General features: G+C 65.1%; 15 protein-coding genes and 2 pseudogenes. 8 read left to right on the forward strand and 9 right to left on the reverse strand.

Annotation, left to right across the window (positions count from 1 at the left end; translation table 11 throughout):
* Positions 1–12 precede the first annotated feature (12 nt).
* A complete protein-coding gene (locus KZO24_RS05365; protein WP_271180995.1) occupies positions 13–3,105 on the reverse strand; it encodes a response regulator in 3,093 nt (1,030 codons plus the stop codon).
* Positions 3,106–3,339: 234 nt separating this feature from the next.
* Between KZO24_RS05365 and KZO24_RS05370 the strand changes: the two genes are divergently transcribed.
* From KZO24_RS05370 to KZO24_RS05385, 4 genes are read left to right on the forward strand one after another with little or no spacing between them, the layout of a single operon-like run.
* A complete protein-coding gene (locus tag KZO24_RS05370; protein ID WP_486486953.1) occupies positions 3,340–4,749 on the forward strand; it encodes a pilus assembly protein TadG-related protein in 1,410 nt (469 codons plus the stop codon).
* On the forward strand, positions 4,709–5,104 hold the full coding sequence (locus tag KZO24_RS05375; RefSeq protein WP_486486954.1) for a hypothetical protein: 396 nt from the start codon (positions 4,709–4,711) through the stop codon (positions 5,102–5,104). Before KZO24_RS05370 ends, KZO24_RS05375 begins: the two co-directional genes overlap by 41 nt.
* Entirely contained in the window at positions 5,101–5,694 is a 594-nt protein-coding gene (locus KZO24_RS05380) for a TadE/TadG family type IV pilus assembly protein (RefSeq protein WP_271180993.1), read from the forward strand. Before KZO24_RS05375 ends, KZO24_RS05380 begins: the two co-directional genes overlap by 4 nt.
* Positions 5,685–6,356 carry a TadE/TadG family type IV pilus assembly protein gene (locus KZO24_RS05385; protein ID WP_285021336.1) on the forward strand — a complete coding sequence of 224 codons (672 nt, stop codon included), beginning with the start codon at positions 5,685–5,687 and terminating at the stop codon, positions 6,354–6,356. The genes KZO24_RS05380 and KZO24_RS05385 overlap by 10 nt, the downstream gene beginning before the upstream one ends.
* 190 nt (positions 6,357–6,546) lie before the next feature.
* Here the strand turns inward: KZO24_RS05385 and KZO24_RS05390 are convergent, their stop codons facing one another.
* The 4 genes from KZO24_RS05390 to KZO24_RS05405 all read right to left on the reverse strand — a co-directional run bounded on the left by KZO24_RS05390 (position 6,547) and on the right by KZO24_RS05405 (position 15,041).
* A complete protein-coding gene (locus tag KZO24_RS05390; RefSeq protein ID WP_271180991.1) occupies positions 6,547–8,598 on the reverse strand; it encodes a glycoside hydrolase family 97 protein in 2,052 nt (683 codons plus the stop codon).
* Positions 8,595–10,214: an alpha-amylase family glycosyl hydrolase gene (locus tag KZO24_RS05395; RefSeq protein ID WP_486486955.1), complete on the reverse strand. Its 1,620-nt coding sequence runs from the start codon at positions 10,212–10,214 to the stop codon at positions 8,595–8,597. Before KZO24_RS05395 ends, KZO24_RS05390 begins: the two co-directional genes overlap by 4 nt.
* 49 nt (positions 10,215–10,263) lie before the next feature.
* Entirely contained in the window at positions 10,264–12,087 is a 1,824-nt protein-coding gene (locus KZO24_RS05400) for an alpha-amylase family glycosyl hydrolase (RefSeq protein WP_271180989.1), read from the reverse strand.
* A 164-nt stretch (positions 12,088–12,251) separates the two neighbouring features.
* A complete protein-coding gene (locus KZO24_RS05405) occupies positions 12,252–15,041 on the reverse strand; it encodes a TonB-dependent receptor (RefSeq protein WP_486486956.1) in 2,790 nt (929 codons plus the stop codon).
* Positions 15,042–15,316: 275 nt separating this feature from the next.
* Here KZO24_RS05405 and KZO24_RS05410 point away from each other — a divergent pair.
* The 3 genes and pseudogenes from KZO24_RS05410 (at position 15,317) to KZO24_RS05420 (ending at position 19,414) form a co-directional block, all read left to right on the forward strand.
* A pseudogene (locus KZO24_RS05410) lies at positions 15,317–16,350 on the forward strand (LacI family DNA-binding transcriptional regulator).
* A gap of 301 nt (positions 16,351–16,651) precedes the next feature.
* Positions 16,652–18,163 (forward strand): MFS transporter, encoded by a 1,512-nt coding sequence (locus tag KZO24_RS05415; RefSeq protein ID WP_486486957.1) that lies wholly within the window; start codon positions 16,652–16,654, stop codon positions 18,161–18,163.
* Positions 18,164–18,256: 93 nt separating this feature from the next.
* A complete protein-coding gene (locus KZO24_RS05420) occupies positions 18,257–19,414 on the forward strand; it encodes an isovaleryl-CoA dehydrogenase (RefSeq protein ID WP_271180986.1) in 1,158 nt (385 codons plus the stop codon).
* Between the two features lie 95 nt (positions 19,415–19,509).
* Here KZO24_RS05420 and KZO24_RS05425 read toward each other — a convergent pair whose 3' ends face one another.
* The 4 genes and pseudogenes from KZO24_RS05425 to KZO24_RS05440 form a co-directional block, all read right to left on the reverse strand.
* Positions 19,510–20,133, reverse strand: coding sequence for an ATP-binding cassette domain-containing protein (locus KZO24_RS05425; RefSeq protein ID WP_271180985.1), 624 nt, complete (start codon positions 20,131–20,133; stop codon positions 19,510–19,512).
* Positions 20,123–20,758, reverse strand: coding sequence for a molybdate ABC transporter permease subunit (gene modB / locus KZO24_RS05430; RefSeq protein ID WP_486487142.1), 636 nt, complete (start codon positions 20,756–20,758; stop codon positions 20,123–20,125). Before modB ends, KZO24_RS05425 begins: the two co-directional genes overlap by 11 nt.
* Before the next feature lie 74 nt (positions 20,759–20,832).
* Positions 20,833–21,544: pseudogene (modA, locus tag KZO24_RS05435) on the reverse strand (molybdate ABC transporter substrate-binding protein).
* Positions 21,545–21,694: 150 nt separating this feature from the next.
* The gene (locus tag KZO24_RS05440) at positions 21,695–22,075 is read right to left on the reverse strand and encodes a winged helix-turn-helix domain-containing protein (RefSeq protein WP_271180982.1); all 381 of its coding nucleotides are present in this window, start codon (positions 22,073–22,075) and stop codon (positions 21,695–21,697) included.
* Between the two features lie 548 nt (positions 22,076–22,623).
* Between KZO24_RS05440 and KZO24_RS05445 the strand changes: the two genes are divergently transcribed.
* A complete protein-coding gene (locus tag KZO24_RS05445; protein ID WP_271183187.1) occupies positions 22,624–22,827 on the forward strand; it encodes a hypothetical protein in 204 nt (67 codons plus the stop codon).
* Positions 22,828–22,892 lie beyond the last annotated feature (65 nt).

The following is a 22,892-nucleotide window of genomic DNA, read 5'->3' on the forward strand; positions in this document are numbered from 1 at the left end:
TCTCTCGCCCGATCATCGCGGCATCCACACGCGCACGAGGCTGAGCAGCTTGTCGATGTCGAGCGGCTTCGAAAGATAGTCGTTGGCGCCCGCGTCGATACATTCGCGGTGGTCGCGCTCCATGGCTTTGGCGGTGAGCGCGATGATCGGCAGGCGCGACCACTGCGGGTCCTTGCGGATCTCTTTCATGCAGGTCAGCCCGTCCATCTCGGGCATCATCACGTCCATCAGCACGAGATCGACCGGCGCCCCGTCGCTGTCGGCGCTGCGGGCGAGTTCGTTCAGCGCCTCGATCCCGTTGCGGGCGATGCGTACCCCGACGCCGTGCGGTTCCAGCACCGAGGTCAGCGCGTAGACGTTGCGGATGTCGTCCTCGACCACCAGAATCTGGCGGCCTTCCAGCGCCTGATCGCGGCCCAGCGAGCGGGCGAGCAGCTGCTGCTTTTCCTGCGGCAGTTCGGAGACGACCTGGTGGAGGAACAGCGTGACCTCGTCGAGCAGGCGTTCGGGGCTCTTGGCGCCCTTGACGATGATCGACTTGGAATAGCGCCGCAGCCGCATCTCCTCTTCGGGGGAGAGGTCGCGGCCGGTGTAGACGATCACCGGCGGGAAGCCGACGCTCTCGTCGTGCGAAAGGCGTTCGAGCAGGTCCAGCCCCGACATGTCGGGCAGGTTGAGGTCGAGCACCATGCAGTCGAACGTCTCGGTGCCGAGGCTGCCCAGGCATTCGGCGGCGGAGTGGACCTCCACCGTCTCGACATCGCGCGAGGCGAGCAGGTGGTGGATCGCCTCGGCCTGCTGGGCGTCGTCCTCGACCACCAGCACGCGGCGCAGGCGCTGCGACATGCGCGCCTCCAGCCCTTCGAGCATGTCGACCAGAGTGTCGCGGCTGACCGGCTTGAACAGGTAGCCGACCGCGCCGCTGGCAAGCGCCGCATGATCGTCATGGTCGGCCGAGACGATATGGACCGGGATATGGCGGGTGCGGGCGTCGCGCTTGATGCGGTCGAGCACCGAGAGCCCGGTGTGATCGGGCAGGTGCATGTCGAGGATCACCGCCTGCGGCAGGTACTGACGCGCGAGCAGGGCGCCTTCGTCGGCGGTCCCGGCGATCAGGCACGAGAAGCCGACTTCGTGCGCGAGTTCGGCAAGGATGCCGGCGAAGGCCGGATCGTCCTCGACGATGAGGATCACGCGCGAATCGCCGCTGAGCGTCTCGCGGTCGTCGGCAATGGCTGCGAGGCGGCGCGGGGCCGTCGGCGCGGGCGTCGGCGACGTGGCAAGCGGTGTGGGCGAGGGGCGGCGGACCTGTTCGGGCGCGGCTTCGGCGTCGAAGTGCTCGGGCAGGGTGATGGTGAAGGCGCTGCCCTTGCCGGGCTCGCTCTCCAGCGAGATCGTGCCGCCGAGCAACTGCGACAACTCGCGCGAGATCGAGAGGCCGAGGCCGGTGCCGCCGTACTTGCGGGCGATGCCGCCGTCGGCTTGACGGAACGCCTCGAAGATCGCGCCCTGCTTGTCGGCGGGGATGCCGGTGCCGGTGTCGCGCACGGTGAAGGCGACGTTCCCGGCGGCACGGCCGACCTCGATGGCGACGTGGCCGCGCTCGGTGAACTTGATCGCGTTCGACAGGAAGTTCTTGAGCACTTGCTCCAGCCGCAGCGGGTCGGTCTCGATTTCGCCCGCCACGTCGGCGATGCGCAGTTCCAGGCCGCGCTTGGCGGCGGCGGGGGCGAACGTATCGCGCAGCTTGGCGAGGATCGCGGCGACCGGGACGGTGCGCGGTTCCAGCTCCAGCTTGCCTGCTTCGATCTTGGAAATGTCGAGCACGTCGTTGATCAGCGCCAGCAGGTCGTTGCCCGAAGTCTCGATCGTCTCGGCAAAGCGGACCTGCTCGGACGAGAGGTTGCCGCCGCGATTGTCGGCCAGCAGGCGCGCCATGATCAGCAGCGAGTTGAGCGGCGTGCGCAGCTCATGGCTCATGTTGGCGAGGAATTCGCTCTTGTAGCGGCTCGCCTGTTCCAGATCCTCGGTCTGGCCGCGCAGCATCGTCTGGGCGCGGGTCAGTTCGTCGCGCTGGGCTTCGAGCGAAGTCGCCTGTTCCTCCAGCTGGGCGTTCGAGCGCTCCAGCTCGGCCTGCTGGGCTTCGAGTTCGGTCTGGGAATTCTGCAGGGCCTTGGCCTGCGCTTCCAGTTCGTCGTTGGTGGCGCGCAGTTCCTCGCTCTGGTTGGCGAGTTCCTCGGCCTGCTGTTGGGTTTCGGAGAGCAGGTGCTCCAGCCGCGCGCGGTATTTGGCGGAGCGCAGCGAGAGGCCGACCGCGCCGGAAATCGTGTCGAGGAAGCGGGGCGCGTCTTCGGGGCGGGCCTCGGGCGTGTCAAGGAAGCCGAGTTCGATGACGGCATTGACCTTGCCGTCGATCGCGGCCGCGCCGAGTACCAGACGGTCCAGCGGCGACTGCCCGAGCGCGGTCCCGAACGAGAGATAGCCGGCAGGGGCCTTCGCGATCGTACGGGTGCGCCCGTCGCGGATTACTTCGGCAAGCAGGCCGTCGTCGGGCGCGAGCTGGTCGGGAACCCCGGCACCTTTGGGCACGCCGTAGCTGGCGACGCGGCGAAAGGCGCCTTCGTCATTGACATAGACGATCCCCGCCGCCGCGCCGAAACGGTCGGCAAGGAAACTGATCACGCGGTGCGAGAGGTCGTCGAGGGAGAGGTTTCCGGTCGTCTCCCGCGCCAGCTTCGCTTCGCCTTCACGCAGGGCCTGCAAGGCCCGCGCGGAATTGCGGTAGCTGATGAACGCGGCACCGATGCCGGCCAGCGTCAGGTTGGTGATCGTGCCCAGGGTGCGGTTGATGAGCGCGATTTCCTTGGCCACGCCTTCGGGCGCGAGCTGGTAGCCGATCACGATCAGCACGGTCGTCGCGGCGGCCACGGCAAGGGGCGCAAGCCGATGCGGTGCGAGATAGGACAGCACCGTCGGCAACAGGTAGATGACCCAGATCGAGGTGCCCAGCGGGAAACGGGTGTCGGCGATGAAGGTCAGGCCGATGACGATGGGTAGCAGGATGTAGAGAAATTTGGTGGAATCCAGTCCGCGGGCGGTTGCCATTCACTCGTCTCGCGGGGGTACAGAACCGCTTCAGCCGGACCGCTCCCCCATCACGCGCGGTCCCCGGATCAGCTCGAATAACGTTAATGGCGTTCCCCGGTTCCCGGCGAGCCGAAATATTTTCGCCGCGGGCTGCCGCAGGACGCGAAGCGGCGCGCGCAAAAACTTCCTTAAGACATTGCTGGTATCGGCAAGGGATTATCGGGGCAATTCCAAGAGCGAGCCTGGTTTACGATGCGTCAAGCATGTCACTATCCCGCCAAGGTCGTTCGCAGCGTTCTGCGCGATTCCGCTGGCAACATCCTACCGATCGCTGCGATCGGCATGCTCGTGGCGGCCGTGGTGGTGGGCTCGGCGGTGGACCTGAGCCGCGATTATCTCGTGCGTGAACAGATCCAGTCGGCTTGCGACGCGGCGGTGCTGGCGGGGCGGCGTACGGTGACGACGGCGGGTTTCGACGCCGCATCGAAGAAAGTCGCGACCGACTATTTCAACACGAACTTCAGCGACGCGCAGCAGGGCACGAGGTCCACGGCGTTCGACGCGACTTCGACGGATAACGGGCAGACCATCACCGGCACCGCGACGACGGTGCTCGACACCCTGCTGATGCGCATCTTCGGCAAGGACGCCTTCAATATCAGCGTGACCTGCGGCAGTTCGATGGGCGTGGGCAACTCCGACATCATGATGGTGCTCGATACGACCGGTTCGATGGACTACACGCTGTCGGGCTCGCAGACGCGCATCCAGGCGCTGCGCGCGGCGATGAAGAACTTCTACACGACGATCTACAACGCCACCGCCAACAGCAACGCGCGCGTGCGCTATGGCTTCGTACCGTTCAGCTCGACCGTGAACGTCGGCAAGTTGCTGACCGCGATCAGCAGCAACTACATCGTCGACAGCTATTCCTACCAGTCTCGCGCTTACGAACCGACCGGCAGCGTCACTTACGGCAGCTGGAGCAAATACTCGAGCAAGAGCTACAGTTCCAGTTCCTGCGGGGGCGATGTTCCTGCGGCGACGGTGGATGGCGATGTCACGTCAAAAAGCCAGAAGTACCAGCGCAGTACGCAGTATAAATGCGATGTCTCGGGCGGGAGCTACTATATCTATTCGCGCACGGCCGACGCTGCCTATGAATTGAACTATCGCCAGATCGCCTACGATACGAGCAAGTTCAAGACCTTCGCGACGGTCAACACACCCACCGGCAGCACCGGCGGCAACGTGTCCTCCAGCTGGGACGGCTGCATCCAGGAGCGCGACACCGTCGCCCAGTCCACCTTCAAGTATTCCGCGACCGCCGGCATCACGCCCAAGGCGGCGCTGGACCTCGACCTCGATACCGCACCGACCTCCGACGACAAGACGAAGTGGCGCCCGCTCTGGCCGGAGGTTTCCTACCGCCGCTGGAACGACTACAGCTACTACACCACGGCATCGACCCACAACGGCGGCAGCGCAGGGGACTATTGCCCCGTCGAGTCCCGGCTGCTGGCGAGGATGTCGCAGAGCGAGTTCAACACGGTCGCGGATCTCGCTTCAGGCCGTCGGCGGCACGTATCTCGACATCGGCATGATCTGGGGCGGCCGCCTGATGTCGCAGCAGGGCATGTGGTCCACGCTGAACAGCGATGAGCCCAGCAACGGCGGCAAGGTCTCGCGCCACCTGATCTTCATGACCGACGGCGAGATGGAGCCGAACTACACCATCGCACAGGCCTGGGGCATGGAATACTGGGACCGCCGCGTCACCAGCGACGGCTCCACCGACGACGAGAAGCGCCATACCCAGCGTTTCCTCGCGACATGCGAGGCGATCAAGGCCAAGGGCATCCGCGTATGGGTGGTGGCGTTCACGTCCACGCTCAGCACCGACCTCACGACTTGTGCGTCCGACGACAGTTCGTTCACCGCGAACAGTGCAGCCGATCTCAACACCGCGTTCCAGGAGATCGCCAAGCAGGTCGGCGAACTGAGGGTCGTGCAATGACGGCGGCGGCGCTGCTCCGTCGCCTCCGGGCGGGCGAGCGCGGCTCGGCGGTGATCGAGTTCGCCGTCGCCGCGCCGGTGCTCCTGTTGCTGCTGATCGGCATCTACGACATGGCGCACAGGGCCTATCTCACCGCGATCCTCCACGGCGCGGTCGAGGAGGCCTCGCGCCAGGACGGGCTGGAAATCGCCGACACCACCAAGGCCGACAACTATGTCACCGCCATGGTCCAGCGCGTGGCGCCGGGCGCGACGGTCACTTTCAAGCGTTCCAGCTATTACGATTTCGCCGACCTCAAGCGCGCCGAGACGTGGAACGACAAGAACGCCAACGGCAAGTGCGACAATGGCGAAACCTACACCGACGAGAACCGGAACGGAAAGTGGGATGCGGACGTCGGCACCAGCGACAACGGCGGCGGCAACGACGTCGTGCTCTACACGGCGACGGTGACCTATACCCCGGTGTTCATCGTGCCGTTCGTTCCCAACTCGACCTCGCAGCGTACCCTGACCGCAAGCACGGTGCGCAAGAACCAGCCGTACGAGCTTCAGGAAAAGTACGGCTCGGACGCGGGGACATGCTCGTGATCGGGCATCTTGCACGGCGCCTTGGCGGCCGCCTCCGCCGGGACGAGCGCGGCGTGTCCTTCATGGAGTTCGCACTGATCCTGCCGATCATCGTTACCATGGGGTTCTACGGGACCGAACTGGCATGGATGGCGATGATCAACATGCAGATCGCGCAGATCGCCAGCTCGGTGGCCGACAACGCCTCTCGCCTCGGCCAGACCGACAACAGCGCGGTGACGCCGACCGTCACCGAGACGATGATCGATTCCGTCATGTCGGGCGCTTTGGTGCAGGGCTCGTACTTTAATTTCGAGGCGAACGGACGGATCATCCTGTCGAGCCTCGAGCGCGATACTGCGACCGGGCGGCAGTTCATCCACTGGCAGCGCTGCCGGGGCAATCTCAAGGTCAGCTCGCAATATGGAGCCGCAGGCAAGGGCCTGACCGGATCGACGATCGCGGGCATGGGCAATCCGACCATCGCTGCCGTCGCTGGTTCCGCAGTTATGTACGTCGAGGTGAACTACACCTACCAGCCATTGTTCGGCACCTGGTTCGTCGGCCAGCCGAACTTCCGCCGCGAGGCCGCCTACATCATCCGCGACGATCGTAGCCTCGGCACCAGCACCGGCACTGGCGTAACGCCTGGGACGAGCACCGCGAAGTCGCTTTGTAGCTGAGTAAAACGCGGGGGCTTCGACAAGGTCAGCCTGAAAGCAAGCTATAGAGCACGATGACAATCCCTTCGTCATTGCGAGCGCAGCGAAGCAATCCAGGGCGGCGTAATGCTGCCCTGGATTGCTTCGCTGCGCTCGCAATGACGGAGATATGGCCGGAGGTCCCGAACCGAGGTTCGGGACCGCAAGTGGCTTACTTCGGCTCCAGCCGGATCGCGGTGCCGCCGCCGGGCGCCAGCCACACGTCCATCGTATCGCCCTTCTTCACCGTCCGCGTGTCGTAGGCGATGTTGTGGCGCGCCTCGGTCTCGTACGTCGCGCCTTCGCCGTCTTTCCAGACGCTGGCCTTGTAGCTCTTGCCCGCATCGAGGAAGTCGAACTTCAGCGTCACCGTGCGGGCCGTCGCATCGTTCACGCCGCCGACGAACCAGCGCGGCGAAGCGCGGTCCTTCCTTGCGAAGATCGCATAGTCGCCCACTTCGCCCGCGATCAGGTGGCTCTCCGACCAGTCGGTCGGCACGCTCTCGATGAAGTTCATCTCGCGCGGGTACTTGTCGAGCTGCTCGATGAAGTCCGCCGCCATCTGGATCGGCGAGTAAATCGCGAGGTACAGCCCCAGCTGCTTCGCCAGCGTCGAGGCGAGGGGGCCGTTCGCGCCTTCGAGGCTCAGCACGCCGGGCGTGAAGTCCATCGGGCCGGACAGCATGCGGGTATAGACCAGCGTGGGCTCATGGTCCGGGCCGTTGGCGAACTTGCCCCAGGCGTTGTACTCCATGCCGCGCGCCCCTTCGCGCGAGACCCAGTTGGGGTATGTGCGGCGCAGGCCGGTGTCCTTGACCGGTTCATGCGCGTCGATGGCGATGTGGTGCTTGGCAGCATCCTCGACGACGGCGAGGTGGTGCTCCACCTGCCGCTGGCCGTCGTGCCACTCCATGCGGATCGGGCCGACCGGGCCGCCGGGATAGTCGGTATTGGCGATCACGCCGCCGTGGTCGGCGACGTAGCCGGTCTTCACCGTATCCACGCCCAGCTTCTGGTAGAGTGCGAAACCGGCGTCCATGTTCGCTTCGTAATTGGCGATGTTGCCGCCGGTCTCGTGGTGACCGATCAGCTTGACGCCCTTCTTCGCGGCGTACTTCGTCACCGCTTCGATGTCGAAATCGGGCGTCGCCTCGGTGAAGCTGAATTCGTCGCCGTGGCCGAACCAGTCGCCGTTCCAGCCCTTGTTCCAGCCCTCGACCAGCACGCCGCGGAACTTGTGCTTCGCGGCATAGTCGATGTACTGCTTGGTCCGCTCGGTGGTGGCGCCGTGCTTCGGGCCTTCCGCCCAGGTCCAGTCGTTGCGGATCATGCCCCACCAGATGCCGATGTAGCGGCCCGGCTTCACCCAGCTGACATCGCCCAGCTTGTTGGGCTCGTTGAGGTTCAGCTCCAGATCGTTGTCGACCAGACCTTCGGCGTCATCCGCGATGCGCACCGTGCGCCACGGCGTCGCGAAGGGCAGGTCGCGCACGACGCGAGGGCCTCGCGAGGAGGGCGAGAGCGTCGTGCGGAAGGTCTGCCCGGTCGCGCGCTTGAACCAGTAACCGGCATAATCGACCAACGCCGCTTCGTGGAACGACAGGTGGGTGCCGTCCTCCAGCTTCATGGTGATCGGCGTGTGTGCGGTGGAGACGGCATCGATCGGGGTCTTTTGGTAGACCTGCTCATAGCGGTTCCACTCGCCGCCGGGGATCCACCATGCGGTGCCCTTGGGGACGATGTCGAATTCGGTCGTCTCGTCGGCGATCTTCATCGTCTTGAGGCCGGGCTGTTCGGGGATCTCGTAGCGGAAGCCCACGCCGTTGTCGAAGAGGCGGAAGGTGACGTTCATCATCCGCGTCCCGTAGGTCTTGCCCTGCTTGAAGCGGACGGTGACCTGATTGTACGTGTCCTTGACGAAGCGGCGCTCACCCCAGGGCTGTTCCCAGGTGTCGTCGCCCTTGGCGGTATCGCTGCTCTCGATGGCGAAGCCGCGCGTCATGTTGAGGCCATCGGTGAGGATGAAGCCCAGCTTGCTCGGCGCGATCAGCAGCTTGCCCTTGCGGGTGAGCGACCACATCGGGCGGCTGTCGTTGTCGGTCGTGACCGTCAGCACGATCGAGCCGTCGGGTGATTGCGCGGTGACAGCGGGCTTGGTTTCCTGTGCGAACGCAGGCGCGGCGATGACGATGCCGGCGGTAGCCAGCAGGGCGAGCGGCTTCATGCCGTTTCTCCTTCGATGATCCACAAGGCGCCCCAAGCAGGGAGCGTGCCGGGTTCGGCATTATTGACGGCGGCGAGAACCTTGCCGCCGGTCGGAATTGCTGCGGGCCATGCTGCAGGCGCATCGCTCATGTTGACGACCACCAGGACGCGGTGGCCGTCCAGTTCTCGGCGCAGCACGAGGCGCGTTTCGTCGGCGAGCAGCACTTCGCCGGAGCCCCGGCGCAGCGCCGGATCGGCGGCGCGAAGCTGCAGCAGATGCCGTGTCAGGTTGAGCAGCGAAGCCGGGTCCGCCTCCTGCCGATCGACCGCGCGCGACAGGTTCTGTTCGCTCAGCGGCAGCCACGGTGCGGAGGACGTGAAGCCGCCATGTTCGCTTTGCGCCATCCACGGCAGCGGCGTGCGCACGCCGTCGCGTGAGAGGGTGAGCGGCCAGTTGGCGATCGCCTCCGGGTCCTGCAGCATTTCGAACGGGATCTCGTCCTGCAGCAGGCCGAGTTCCTCGCCCTGGAACAGGATCGGATTGCCCCGGATCGAGAGCAGCGTCAGCATCTTCATCCGCGCGAAGGCGTCGATCTGGTCGGGCGCGCACCAGCGGGAGAGGGCGCGCGGGGCGTCGTGGTTCTCGAAGGCCCAGCTCGGCCATCCGGCGCCGGGTTCGTCGGGCCAGAACTTCAGCACCTCGGCGATGTGCGCGGGACGCAGCGCATCGGCATAGAGCAGGTCGAAGCCGTAGGCGCTGTCGAGCCGCGCGGGCCCTTCGGTGAAAGTACGCTTCTCCTCCATCGCCCGCGATCCGCCGACTTCGGCCAGCGAATAGGTATCGGGATAGCTGGAGATCAGCGCCTGCAGCCGCTCGATGAACTTCAGGATGTCGGGATGCGACTGGTTGTAGACCTGCAGCTGGAAATCGTAGGGCCGCGTCCGCACTTTTCCATCATCAGGCGCGGGCGGATTGTTGCGCAGCATCGGGTCGTGCATCGAGTGGTTGAGCGCATCGATGCGGAAGCCCGCGACGCCCCGGTCCAGCCAGAACTTCGCCACCGCCAGCAGCGCGTCCTGCACCTCCGGGTTATGGCAATTGAGCTGCGGCTGCTCGGCCAGGAAGTTGTGCATGTAATACTGCCCGCGCCGCGCATCCCAGCGCCACGCCGGGCCGCCGAACACCGACTGCCAGTTGTTGGGCGGCGAACCGTCCACCTTGGGATCGGCCCAGACGTACCAGTCCGACCGCGCGTTGCTGCGGCTGGACCGGCTCTCGGCAAACCACGGGTGCTGGTCGGAGGTATGGGCATAGACCTGATCGACGATGACCTTGAGGCCAAGCGCCTTCGCCTTTGCGATCAGCGCGTCGAAATCCTCCAGCGTGCCGAACATCGGATCGACCGCGCAGTAGTCGGAAATGTCGTAGCCGAAGTCCGCCATCGGCGACTGGTAGAACGGCGAGATCCAGATCGCCTCGACGCCGAGCCGCGCCACGTGGTCGAGACGGGCGGTGATGCCGGGCAGGTCGCCAATGCCGTCGCCGTTGGAATCGGCGAAGCTGCGCGGATAGATCTGGTAGATCGCCGCGCCGCGCCACCATGGCGCCTTGGAAGAGGTTTCTGGGTTCGTCATGGCGCTCTCTGGTACGTCTGAGTGTCGTTGTGTGCCGCCCGTGTGCCGCTCAGGGGCGGGCCGCGCAGACAGCGAAACCGAGCGGTGGCAGGGCGATCGAAACCGTTCCCGGCGCGGTCGCCTTCACGGGGCATGCGGAGCCCGCAAGCATCTGGAATTGCGCCGATTTCGGCTCCACCGCGAGGTTACCTTGGACCGCCTCGGTGGAGGTGTTGAAGGCCAGCACGACCTCGCTTCCGGTAGCCGGATCGAAGCGGGAGACCGCGAACAGCCCCGGCTTGTCGGATGCGGCGCGAACCCGGGTCATCCCGCCCGTCAGCGCCGGAGTCTGGCGGCGCAAGGTCGCCAGCTGCGAGATCAGCTTGTAGAGTGGGTGCGCCGGGTCGAAATGTTCGGCATTCGGGGCGCGGTCGGTGCCCAGCAGCGGTTCATCCGTCAGGCGCAAGTCCTTGGAAGCAAACATATCCTGCCGCGACCACTGATCCCCGCCATGACCGACGAAGCCCTGTTCGTCGCCGTAATAGATCGTCGGAACCCCGCGCAGCGTCAGCAGCATGGCATGGGCCAGCATCGAGCGCTTGAGCAGTTCGTCATTGCTCGCAAGCGGTTGACCCAGCTTGAGAAACATCGGCAGGCGCCCGGCATCGTGGTTGCCGAGGAACGTCGGCAGCTGCAGCGCCCCCGCCTTGCCGCCCGCATAGAGCGCATCGTCGTCGAACAGCCGCGCCAGCGTCTCGGTGCCGCCGTTCTTCGCGCCGCCGGCAGCATCGTCGACCGCCCGCATGAACGCGAAGTCGAGCACGCCCGGCAGGCCCGCATTGCGCGTCCACGAGGCGAGCAGGGCAGGGTCGTAATCGCCCGTCGCGACTTCGCCGAAGATGTGGAAGTTGTTGATTCCCTTTGCCTTCGCGCGCTCCAGCATGGCGGGCACGAACTTCTGCCACAGCTCCGCGTTGACGTGGCGGGCGGTGTCGATGCGGAAGCCGTCGATGCCGAAACGGTCGATCCAGCTGCCGTAAATCTCGATCATCCCATCGACCACGCGCGGGTTCTCGGTGGCCAGGTCGTCGAGGCCGACGAAGTCGCCGTACTGCGCGCTCTCGCCCTTCCAGTCGGTGTTGCCGCGGTTGTGGTAGTAGATCGGATCGTTGAGCCAGGCGGGGACTTTCACGTCCTTCTCCGCCTTGGGCACGACGGGGGTGTAGGCGAACGAGGGATCGGTCAGTTTCGCCCAGTTCTCAGGCGTTTGCACCGTTTCCCCGAGGAAACCGGGGTTGATCGCCGGACCCTTCACGCCGCCCCGGGTGGAGAAGGGATAGTCCGCCTTGGAACGATAGGGATACCCCTGCGAGACCCCTTCCTTGTACTGGATCACGTCCGCCGTGTGGTTGACGATGATGTCCATGTAGACCTTCATGCCGCGGGCATGTGCGGCCTCGACGAGCGCCTTGAAGTCCTCGTTGGTGCCGAAGTGCGGATCGACAGCCGTGAAATCGGTGATCCAGTAGCCGTGGTATCCCGCGCTCTCGTTGCCCTTGGGGCCTTGCACCGGCTTGTTCTTGAAGATCGGCCCCACCCACAACGCACTGGCGCCGAGGCCCTGGATGTAATCCAGCCGCGCGGTCAGGCCCTTGAGGTCGCCGCCGTGGTAGAACGCCTTGTCGGTGGGGTCGAAGCCGGTCTGCAGCTTGCCGCCGCTGAGGCCGCCGGTATCGTTTGAGGTGTCACCGTTCTCGAAACGGTCGGGCAGGACGAAATAGATCACTTCCTGCTCGGGCGTGCGGGCGCGCATGTCCTCGACCGTCCCGGCGAACGCGGCACCATGGGAGAGGGCCAGCGCGAGGGCCGAGAGCGAAGGTATCAGGCGGTTCATCACAGGCGATCTCCGGATGGCCGTCGGGGAAGGGTAGGCGGAACCGTCGAAGGGAGGGATAACTTCGACGGTTCCGCCGGTGTGGCGCCGTTCAGGAGGAGGGTTCCATCCCGACGCCGGGGGGTAAGTGTCAGATCAGAACTTAGCCCGAGCCTCACAGAGGCTCAGAACTTGTACGTGAAACCGGCCAAGAAACGGCGGCCGTACGTCTGGTAGTCGATTACCTCGCGGCTATCGCCCGGGTTGGTCGTGATGAACGGCGCGTTGGTCAGGTTCTGACCCTGCACGTAGAGCGACAGGCCCTCCAGCGCGCTACCCGCCTGGAAGTCGTAGCCGATCTGCGCGTCCACGATCGTTTCCGCAGCCGCGCGGCGACGAACGCGGTTGGCCGCGAAGCCCGAGACTTCACCCAGGAATGTCGAACGGTAACGGACCGAACCGCGCGCGTTGAAGCCCCACTTCTCGAAGTAGGCGGTGCCGTTGGCGACCCACTTCGAATAGCCCGGGAGGTCACCCGAGGGCGAGTCCGGCGTCGCCTGGATCTTGCTCTTGGTATAGGCGACCGAGCCGGTGATCCCGAAGCCATCCAGCGCGGGGAGGAAGGTTTCGAAGGGCAGGGTGGTGGCGATCTCGACGCCGTAGAGCGTGCCGCCCTTGCCGTTGATCGGAACGTTGAGCTGCGCGGTATCCGACACCGGAATGCCCTGGCCCGGGTCCTGCAGCGCAAGGCCGTCGGTGGGCACGGTGAGGTCGGTGTTGTAGATGTAGCTCTTCAGGTCCTTCCAGAAGAACTGCGCCGCGATCACGCCCTTGCCGCCGAAGTACTGCTCGATCGTGAAGTCGAGCGCATTGGCGCGCCACGGACGCAGGTTCGGATTGCCCGAGGAACCGGTGGCCTGCGCCACGCCGTCCGCGATCGTGTAGCTCCAGCTGAGCGAGGCGCGCATGTCGTCGAGACGCGGGCGGATGATCTCGCGCGCGGCGGCGAAGCGGATGACCGTGTCGCTCGGGAAGCGCAGCGAGAGGTTGAGGCTGGGCAGCACGTCGAGATAGTCGGTGCTGGCACGGCGCTCCTGTCCGCCGATGATCGGCGAACCATTGGGCGCAGTACCCAGGTTCACGGCCGTGGCGCCGAGCGAGTTCTGGTCTGTCCACTGCGCCTGCACGCCGAAGTTGCCGGTCAGGTGCGCCGAGCCGACCTCGCTGTCGATGTTGCCCTGGAAGTAGGCGGTCATCAGCCTTTCGCGGATCGCGTAGCTCTTGACCACGACGTCGCCGTAAGGGTTCGCGACGCGGTTGTAGATGCCGTCACGCACCAGCGCGGCGGGATCGTAGCTGATCACCGAGCCGAGGACGTACATGCTCAGATCGGTGGCGCCGAGCCGATATTCCTGAGGCACGGCGACGCTGGTGAGGCCGTCGGTATTGGCGGCCAGACCCAGGAAGTATTCCTCCGGCACCAGCGACTTGGAGCGGTTGGTGTAGTTCAGGCCGACCTGGAACGAGTGCAGCGGGCCGCTTTCGAACTCGTGCTCGACCTCGGTGCGGAACTGCCAGAGTTCGTCCTTGATGTGGCGGTTGTTGTAGTAACCGTCCTGGCCGTTGCGGATCGCGGTGCCATCCGGCGCGATCTGGGTGCCGCCCCAGCCCTGGGGGCTGGTGAGGAGGATCGTGTCGTAGTCGCCGTAATCGATCACGTTCGAGAAGGTCGAGCCCTTGGTGCCGGTATTGAAACCGATGGTGTCCTTGGCGCCTACGAGATTGCGGCCGGTGCCGGCGGTGGTCTCGATGGTCAGTTCGCTGCGGTCGGTCTTCGAATAGCTGGCGTCGAAGAAGGCGTTCCAGCCATCGTCGCCCTCCCACTTGGTGTTCCAGCCGAACGAGTAGAGCTTGGCATGGCGCTGGAACAGGTCGTTGCGGGCCAGGGGCTTGGCATTTGCGAACTGACCCGAGGTGACGAGGCCGTTCTCGACCGTGGTGGCGGTGAGGACCGGCGACATGGCGGGATTGTCGGCGCTGACGCCCATCTGCAGCGGCATCTCGACGCCGCGCTTGATCTGGTCGTCCTTGAAGTTCGAGTAGAACGCGTCGAGCGTGGTCGTCAGGTTCGGCGCAGGCTTCCATTGCAGGGTGCCGTTGAGGCCCATGCGCTTCAGCTTGGTCGAGGTGACCATGGCCTTGGCGCCGCCGATCACGCGGTCGCCGTTGGCGAGGTCGCTATAGCCCCAGGCGTTGTACTCTTTGATCTGGTAGGGCTCGTTGTTGTAGCTGGCGCCAAGGGCAATGCCGATGGTGTCGTCGGCGAACTGGTCGACGTACATCGCGTTGGCGCGGTAGCCCATGTCGTCCGACTTGGCGTTCAGCTTGCCGAGATCCGCATAGGAGCCGCGCGCGCCGACCGAGAAGATGCGCTTGCCGGTGTCGAGCGGACGGATCGTGCGCATGTCCACGGTGCCAGAAAGGCCCTGGCCGACGAGGCTGGCCATCGGCGTCTTGTAGACGTTGACGGCGCTGACGACTTCGGACGGATACTGGTCGTACTCGACGGCGCGGTTGTCGCCGGTCGAGGTCTGCTCGCGGCCGTTCAGCAGCGTGGTCGAGAAGTCCGGCGCGAAGCCGCGGATGGCGATCGAGTTCGAGCGGCCGTTGACGCGCTGCGAGGTCAGGCCCGGCAGGCGGGCGATCGATTCCGCGATCGAGGCGTCGGGCAGCTTGCCGATGTCCTCGGCCGAGACGCTCTCGACGATCTGCTCGGCGTTGCGCTTCTGGTTGATCGCGTTGAGCAGCGATGCGCGGTAGCCGGTGACGACGATGGTGTCGGCGCTGGCGTTGTCCTCCGCCGGGGCGGCGTCCTGCGCCCACGCTGCGGCAGGAAGGGCAGCCGCGATCATGGCGGCGGCGATGGCCATGCGGGACGAAGTGCCCGCGGCCGAAAACTCGTTACGAAGCGACATGAAGTGTCCTCCCTGTTCTGGCCGGGACAGCACACCTGGCGCCCGGCATCTCCTCCTGATGAGCCCGTGCATTTCTGCCGCGACTCCATTCGACCCCCTCTGCTTAAGGCGGTCCTACGTTGCGCATAATATGGCATACGTATACGTAGATGCCGGAGGGAAACGCGGCGTGTCTTCCATGCAACGCTGCAAATCCCGCATAACTACGTGATTACGTGAAGTTAGCTATCCGGTGTCGTGGCATTGTTGCGGCGCAGCATCGGGTGGAGGAGACCATGGGACGCAAGCCGACCAATCGCCCGACCAGCTTCGACATCGCCTATCGCGCCGGTGTCTCGCAGCCCACCGTCAGCCGCGCGCTGCGGGGAGCAAGTCGGTCAGCGCCGCCACGCGCGAGCGGATCGAGGCGATCGCGCGCGAGTTGAACTACTCGGTGGACAAGAACGCCTCGTCGCTGCGGTCGCAGCGTTCGAACACGATCGCGCTGCTGTTCTTCGAGGAACAGTCGCCCGACGATTCCAAGATCAACCCGTTCTTCCTCGCCATGCTCGGCGCGATCACGCGCGAGTGCGCCAGCCGGGGGCTGGACCTGCTGATCTCGTTCCAGAAGCTGGAGGACGACTGGCACGTGCGCTATCAGGACAGCCACCGCGCCGACGGCCTGATCCTGCTCGGCTACGGGGACTATACGCTTTACGAGAGCCGTCTGCGCCAACTGGTCGGGCAGGGCACGCACTTCGTGCGCTGGGGCAGCGTGGACGAGGTCAATATCGGGGCGACGGTCGGTTCCGACAATCTTGGTGCGGGGCGGCTGGCGGGGGAGCATCTGCTCGGCCTCGGCCGTCGGCGCATCGTCTTTCTCGGGCAGGCCGACGAGCATTATCCCGAGTTCGCCGATCGTTACCGGGGGCTGTGTGAGGCGCTCGGCGAGGCGGGGGTGACGGTGGACCCGCGCCTGCAACGCGACGTGGTGAACCTTGAGGACATGGGCCACGCGGCGATGCGCGAGGTGATTGGCGAAGGGGTGATTTTCGACGCCGTCTTCGCGGCCAGTGACCTCATCGCCATCGGCGCCATGCGCGCGCTGGGTGAGGCGGGCCTGTCGATCCCCGGCGACGTGGCGGTGATGGGCTTCGACGACCTTCCCGCCGCCAGCATGACCAACCCGCCCCTGACCACGATGATGCAGGACCTCAGGCGCGCCGGAGAAATTCTGGTCGAGACGCTGGCCGACCAGATCGCGGACCGCGCGGCGCCCTCGCGCACGCTGCCGGCGCGTCTGGTGGTGCGGCGAAGCACGGCGGGGTAGCGTTCGCGGCCGTATTTCGGTTGCTGGCACAGTACTCCTTGGGCGCTCTACCCACCGTCCGTCGTTGCGAGCGTAGCGAAGCAATCCAGGGCGGCACAAGACTGCCCTGGATTGCTTCGCTACGCTCGCAATGACGGAATAGGGGTGATGGCTGGAGGTGCGCGCGGGTAAGGCGCGGAAAACGAGACAGAAGGTTATGGTGACCGGCTAGGCATTCGTATGCATGTTGTCGCATCCGGCGCATCGTGCAAGGCGGGCGGACTGCGCGGCGTCAAGTCCGCGAGCTTAGGGAAGGGACGCGATGACGGACATGGCTTCGGAGAAACCCCGGCAGGGCTGGGCGGGGCTGTGGAACATCAGCTTCGGGTTCTTCGGCATCCAGATCGGCTTCGCACTGCAGAACGCCAACATGAGCCGCGTCTTCCAGTCGCTGGGTTCGGGGATCGACGATCTTCCCGCGCTCTGGGTCGCGGCGCCGCTGACGGGCCTGCTGGTCCAGCCCATCGTCGGCCACATGTCCGACCGGACATGGCTGGGCCGCCTCGGTCGCCGTCGTCCCTATTTCCTCGCCGGTGCCGTTCTGGCGACGATCGCGCTGCTGGCGATGCCCGAGAGCGCCGGGTCATCTTCGGGACTGCTGATGGCGGCGCTGCTGCTGCGGATGCTCGACGCCAGCCTCAACGTCTCGATGGAGCCCTTCCGCGCTTTCGTCGGCGATATGCTGCGCAAGGATCAGCACACGGCGGGCTATGCCGTGCAGACCGCCTTTATCGGCGCGGGCGCGGTGGTGGGGTCGCTGTTTCCTTATGCGCTGGAGCACTTGGGCGTCTCCAACGCGGCGGCGCTCGGGGAAATTCCCGATACGGTGCGCTACAGCTTCTGGGCCGGAGGACTGGCCCTGCTGGGCGCCGTAATCTGGACGGTGCTGACGACGCGGGAATACTCGCCCGAGGAGCAAGCGGCGTTTGGGGATGCGCAGGAGGCGGAGGGCGCCAGTGCTGCTGCACTCGCCGGGCGCCCGATCTGGAACGGGTTGCCGTGGATCGTCGCCGGTGCTGTCGTTGCGGCGCTCGTCAAGGCATGGGCTCTGGAGAAGGAAGTCTATCTCCTCGCCGCGCTCCTCGCAGGCTACGGCATCGCCATCATGGCCGCTATCGGCCTTGCGCGCTCGGGCCGCAGTGCTTCGATGCTGGCAGGGATCGTCGGTGACTTCGCGGGAATGCCGCCGCTGATGAAGCGGCTCGCTTTCGTGCAGTTCTTCAGCTGGTCGGCGCTGTTCATCATGTGGATCAACACCACGCCGGTGGTGGCGCAGTACCACTTCGGATCGGCCGACCCCGCCAGTGCCGCCTATCAGGAGGCGGGCAACTGGGTCGGCGTGTTGTTCTCGGTCTACAACGGCGTGGCGGCCATCGCCGCGCTGGCGCTGCTGCCGGTGCTCTCGGCGCGGCTGGGCAAGGCGCGGACGCATGCGCTGTGCCTCGTGGCGGGAGCGCTGGGCTTTGCCGGGTTCCTGCTGCTCCGCGATCCCAAGGGCCTGATCGCGTGCGAGATCGGCATCGGCATCGCCTGGGCCTCGATCCTCGCGATGCCTTACGCCATTCTTGCGAGCAGCCTGCCGCAGTCCAAGCTGGGCATCTACATGGGCCTGTTCAACGTCTTCGTGGTGCTGCCGCAACTGCTGGTCGCGACGGTGATGGGCTCGATCATGAAGGCCTTCTTCCCCGGCGAGCCGATCTGGACGATGGCCTTCGCGGCGGGCACTCTGCTGCTCGCGGCGATCGCCTCGCTGCGAATTGGTGCGGAGACATAATTGCGCGACCGCTCGTAATATTCCGTCTTCGCGCTGCATCGATATTGCTCTAGGAGCGTTGCCAAAGATCAGGCAGCCAGAGGAGAGGAACCCATGCGCGCCACCCCCGATTTCGATTTCGCCCTTGGCGAAAGCGCGCAGATGATCCGCGAAAGCGTGTCGCGCTTCGCCGACGAGCGGATCGCCCCCATCGCCGCGAAAGTGGACGCCGAAGACTGGTTCCCGCGCGATCTCTGGCCCGAGATGGGCGCGCTCGGCCTCCATGGCCTGACGGTCGAGGAAGAGTGGGGCGGCATCGGCCTGGGCTATCTCGAACACGTCATCGCGGTCGAGGAAGTGAGCCGGGCCTCCGCCTCCGTCGGCCTGTCCTATGGCGCCCACTCGAACCTGTGCGTCAACCAGATCCGCCGCTGGGGAACCGATGAGCAGAAGGCGAAGTACCTGCCGGGGCTGATCTCCGGCGAGCATGTCGGCAGCCTGGCGATGTCCGAGGTGGGCGCCGGGTCCGACGTCGTCGGCATGAAGCTGCGCGCCGATGCGGTGGCAGAAGGCTTCCGCCTCAACGGCACCAAGTTCTGGATCACCAATGGCACGTATGCCGATACCCTGGTCGTCTACGCCAGGACCGGCGAGGGATCGAAAGGCATCACCGCCTTCCTGATCGAGAAGGGCATGCCCGGATTTTCGATCGGCCAGAAGATCGACAAGATGGGCATGCGCGGTTCGCCCACGTGCGAGCTCGTGTTCGACGACTGCCTGGTGCCGGAAGAGAACGTCATGGGGCCGCTGCACGGCGGCGTCGGCGTGCTGATGAGCGGGCTCGACTATGAGCGGGTGGTGCTGGCGGGCCTTCAACTTGGCATCATGCAGGCATGCCTCGACACCGTCATTCCCTACCTTCGCGAGCGAAGGCAGTTCGGCAAGCCGATCGGCGCGTTCCAGCTGATGCAGGCCAAGGTCGCGGACATGTACGTCGCGCTGCAGTCTGCGCGCGCCTATGTCTATGCCGTGGCGCGCGCCTGCGATGCCGGGCAGACCACGCGCTTCGACGCGGCGGGGGCGATCCTGCTGGCCAGTGAAAACGCCTTCCGCGTCTCGGGCGAGGCAGTGCAGGCGCTGGGCGGCGCAGGCTATACCAAGGACTGGCCGGTCGAACGCTACCTGCGCGATGCCAAGTTGCTCGACATCGGCGCTGGCACGAACGAAATCCGCCGCATGCTCATCGGCCGCGAACTGATCGGTGCGGGCTGAGCCCTCAGTCGTCGCGGCTGCGACGCACATGGCCCTCCGATCAGGCAGGCTCCCGCGGGCGAAGTGGCGAGATCCGGTCGCACCGCTGCCTTGCGTCAATCGACGAGAGGCAAGACCGGTACTATCGTCTGTGCCAGCCGTTCGACTTCGGCACGGTCGTGGCTGACGTAGAGGATCGGCAGGTGCAGTTCGTCGCGGATGCGTTCGATGAGTCGCAGGATTTCTTCGCGGCGCACTCCGTCGACCGATGCCAGCGGCTCGTCCATCAAAAGAAACTCGGGCGCGGAAAGCAGTGCGCGGCCGATCGCGACCCGCTGGGCTTCGCCGCCGGACAGGGTCGCAGGCATACGGTCCAGCAAGTCGGCAATTCCCAAGAGGTCGATGGTATGATCCCAATCAAGCGTGGCCCCTTGCCTGCGGCCGAACTCCAGATTGCGGCGGACCGAGCGATGCGGAAACAGGCGCAAGTCCTGAAACACGTAGCCGCAGCGGCGCGTCTCGGGTTTGAGGTCTATGTGCGCGGCACTGTCGAACATGGATCTTTCGGCTACGACGATGTGGCCCTCTGTGGGGCGCAGTAGGCCCGCGACCGCATCGAGCAGGCTCGTCTTGCCGGCGCCCGAAGGGCCAAAGAGTGCGGTAAGTCCCGCTCCGGCGGTAAAGGTGTAACGCAACGGCCGTTCGCCGCGTGACAGGGTAAGGGCAATGTCAAATGACATGGCGACCCTTCTCCTGACCGCTGCGGCGGGCAAGCCATTCTGACAGCACAAGTGCAGCGACCGACAGCATTACGGACAGCCCGGCCAGGCGTGCCACCTGTAGATCGGAGCCAGGCACTTGCAATGCGCTATAGATCGCAAGGGGCAGGGTCTGCGTCTCACCTGGAATATTCGATGCGAAGGTGATTGTGGCGCCGAACTCACCAACCGATCGCGCGAAGCCGAGAACCAGCGCTGCCAGCACACCGTTCAGGCTGAGGGGCAGCGTCACGTTCACGAATGTGCGCCATGACCCGGCACCAAGGGTGCGCGCGGCATTTTCCAGGCGGCGATCGACCCCTTCCAGTGAGAGCCGCATCGCGCGAACCATCAGCGGCAGTGCCATGATAGCAGCCGCAAGTGCCGCACCGGTCCAGCGAAACAGGAACGTCAGCCCGAATGCGCGTTCCAGGAGACCACCAAGGGGCGCGTTCGGGCTGAAGGCAAGAAGGAGCAGCCAGCCGGTCACCACCGGAGGCAGGACCAGCGGCAGATGGACCATCGCGTCGACCAGTACCTTCCCCGGAAAGCGCCAGCGCGCCAAAACCCATGCGAACGCGAAGGCGACCGGGAGTGCTGCCGACATGGCAACAGCGCCAACCTTGAGCGAGAGGACCAGAACCTCCCATTCGGCTGATGAAAGCGGATTCACGCGGCGGCTTACTTGGTCCCGAAGCCGAAGCGGCGGAACACCGCCTTGCCCTCGGTGGAAACCAGATAGCGCCAGAACGCCTCACCCTCCGGATTGCGTGAAGAGGAGAGAGTGGCGACAGGGTAGCTGATCGGATCGTGGCTCGAGGGGGAAGGTGCCGACCACGCGCACGCCCTGGTCGGCGCGGGCGTCGGTCGCGTAGACGATGCCAAGCGGCGCCGCGCCCCGGCTTACCAGCGCGAGTGCAGCCCTTACACTGTCGCCGGGTGCCAGCCGATCCTGCACCGAGGCCCATACGCCGAGCCGGGTGAGCGCCTGCTTGCCGTAGATACCTGCAGGAACCGCGGCCGGATCAGCGATCGCCAGTCGGCCCTTGCCCAGCGCCCGCGCCAAAGGCATGCCGCGCCCGAGCTTCAGGCGGACGTTGCTCGCGCGCGGGGCGACTAGGACGAGTTCGTTGCGCAGAAACGACACGCGCGTGCCCTTGCGCACCAAACCTTTGCCCTGCACGTCGTCCATCCAGGGTTCGTCGGCAGAAACGAATATATCTGCGGGGGCGCCCGAGGCGATCTGCCGGGCGAGTGCGGAGGATGCCGCGAAGGAAATGCGCGGGCGGGGATGCCCCTTGCGGGCCCAGGCGTCGGCAGCAGCATTCATCGATTCCTGCAAGCTCGCTGCGGCGAGCACCAGCGGTGGCTGGGCTCCGGGAGCGGCGCTCAGGGGGCGGCGGCTCCGTACAGAACCGTTAGCGCCGCGAGCAGCAGCGCGACGAGTTTGCGCACTAGAAATCTCCAGGAGAATATATTGTATCCGACAGTATATCGCATGAAGTCGAATGCAAGCTGTGGTCTGCGGAAACCTGCCAGTCCCTTAAGCCTTTTGCGAGGCTCGTGGTTTGGGCAACAGCCGGGCAGCGAGTGCGTCATAATCAGGACCATGAGCGACTTGTGCGATGCCCTCTTGCAAAGCGCGGTAATGGGCCAAGACGGAATTCCCGAATTCAGTGACGCGAGCGCCGCTCGTCGCGGCGCGGCCGGGCGCGGTCTGCACCAGCGGTGCATCCCAACAGCGGTTCATCACGTCAACCAGCAGCCAAGCCCGGCGGTAGCTCATGCCCATCGCACGACCGGCGGCAGAGATGGAACCATGCTCCCGGATGGCATCGAGGAGGTCGGCCTTTCCGGGTCCCATCGCGATCTCCTCGCCGGAGTGGATCTGGATCTTGATCTTCAGGCGGGGTGGTACGGTCATGCCCGTTACCTAGATCCAAGGTGCGTCGCCAGCAAGGTGGCGGTAAGCTGAACGAGTCGGCGCAGACGGTCTTTTCCGAATCATGCTGCCCGCAATCGATAACGGTCGGTCGTAAAATGTGCTTCCGTTCCTTCATCGGTTCGAACGGTTTACGCATCTCTGAATGCGTCGCTGCACTAACTGTCGATTGGTGTTGCCTTGCGGCGAAAACGGCGAACCTACCTTGCGCAACGATTGCAGTTAGTCCCCATTTCCTAGGCTTGGGCGCGTTTTGCACCGCAATAATGCCCACTGCCTTGATGGTGCCGATATTTCACCAATCGGCACGAAAATTACCTTCTGAATGAGTATAATATCGCTGCCGCATTGGGGATTAAAATGATGTGATGCATTCGGGATATTCTGGAACAAAGCGGCGGATTCTGGTAAGAGTTGTCTCAGGAAGCAAATGGGAGTGACGTCAAAAGGCGCACCCTTTCGGGATTGATCTGGGCGAGCAGGACGCGCGGAAGCCGTCTGAGAGCCGCCTCGGCAATTGAGGATGCGTTATGAAGGTCGCTGACGAGAATATCATCCGTTTCGAGCGTATCCATGATGGTGGTCGGGATTTTCCTGCACGACTGTCTGCGGGGATGGTCTATGCCGCACAGCGCATGGACCGCGGTGAAGAGCATGACGGGCGCGGTTTGACGATCGCGATCCTGCTTTGCATGGCCTGCTGGGCGGCACTCGGATACTTCCTGCTCGCCTGATTTCGTAGCGTACCGAGGCATGGTGTGCCTTTCTGTCGCATCACTTCGGCGATCATCCGCTACCC

Source organism: Novosphingobium sp. NFX11 (assembly GCF_057376415.1).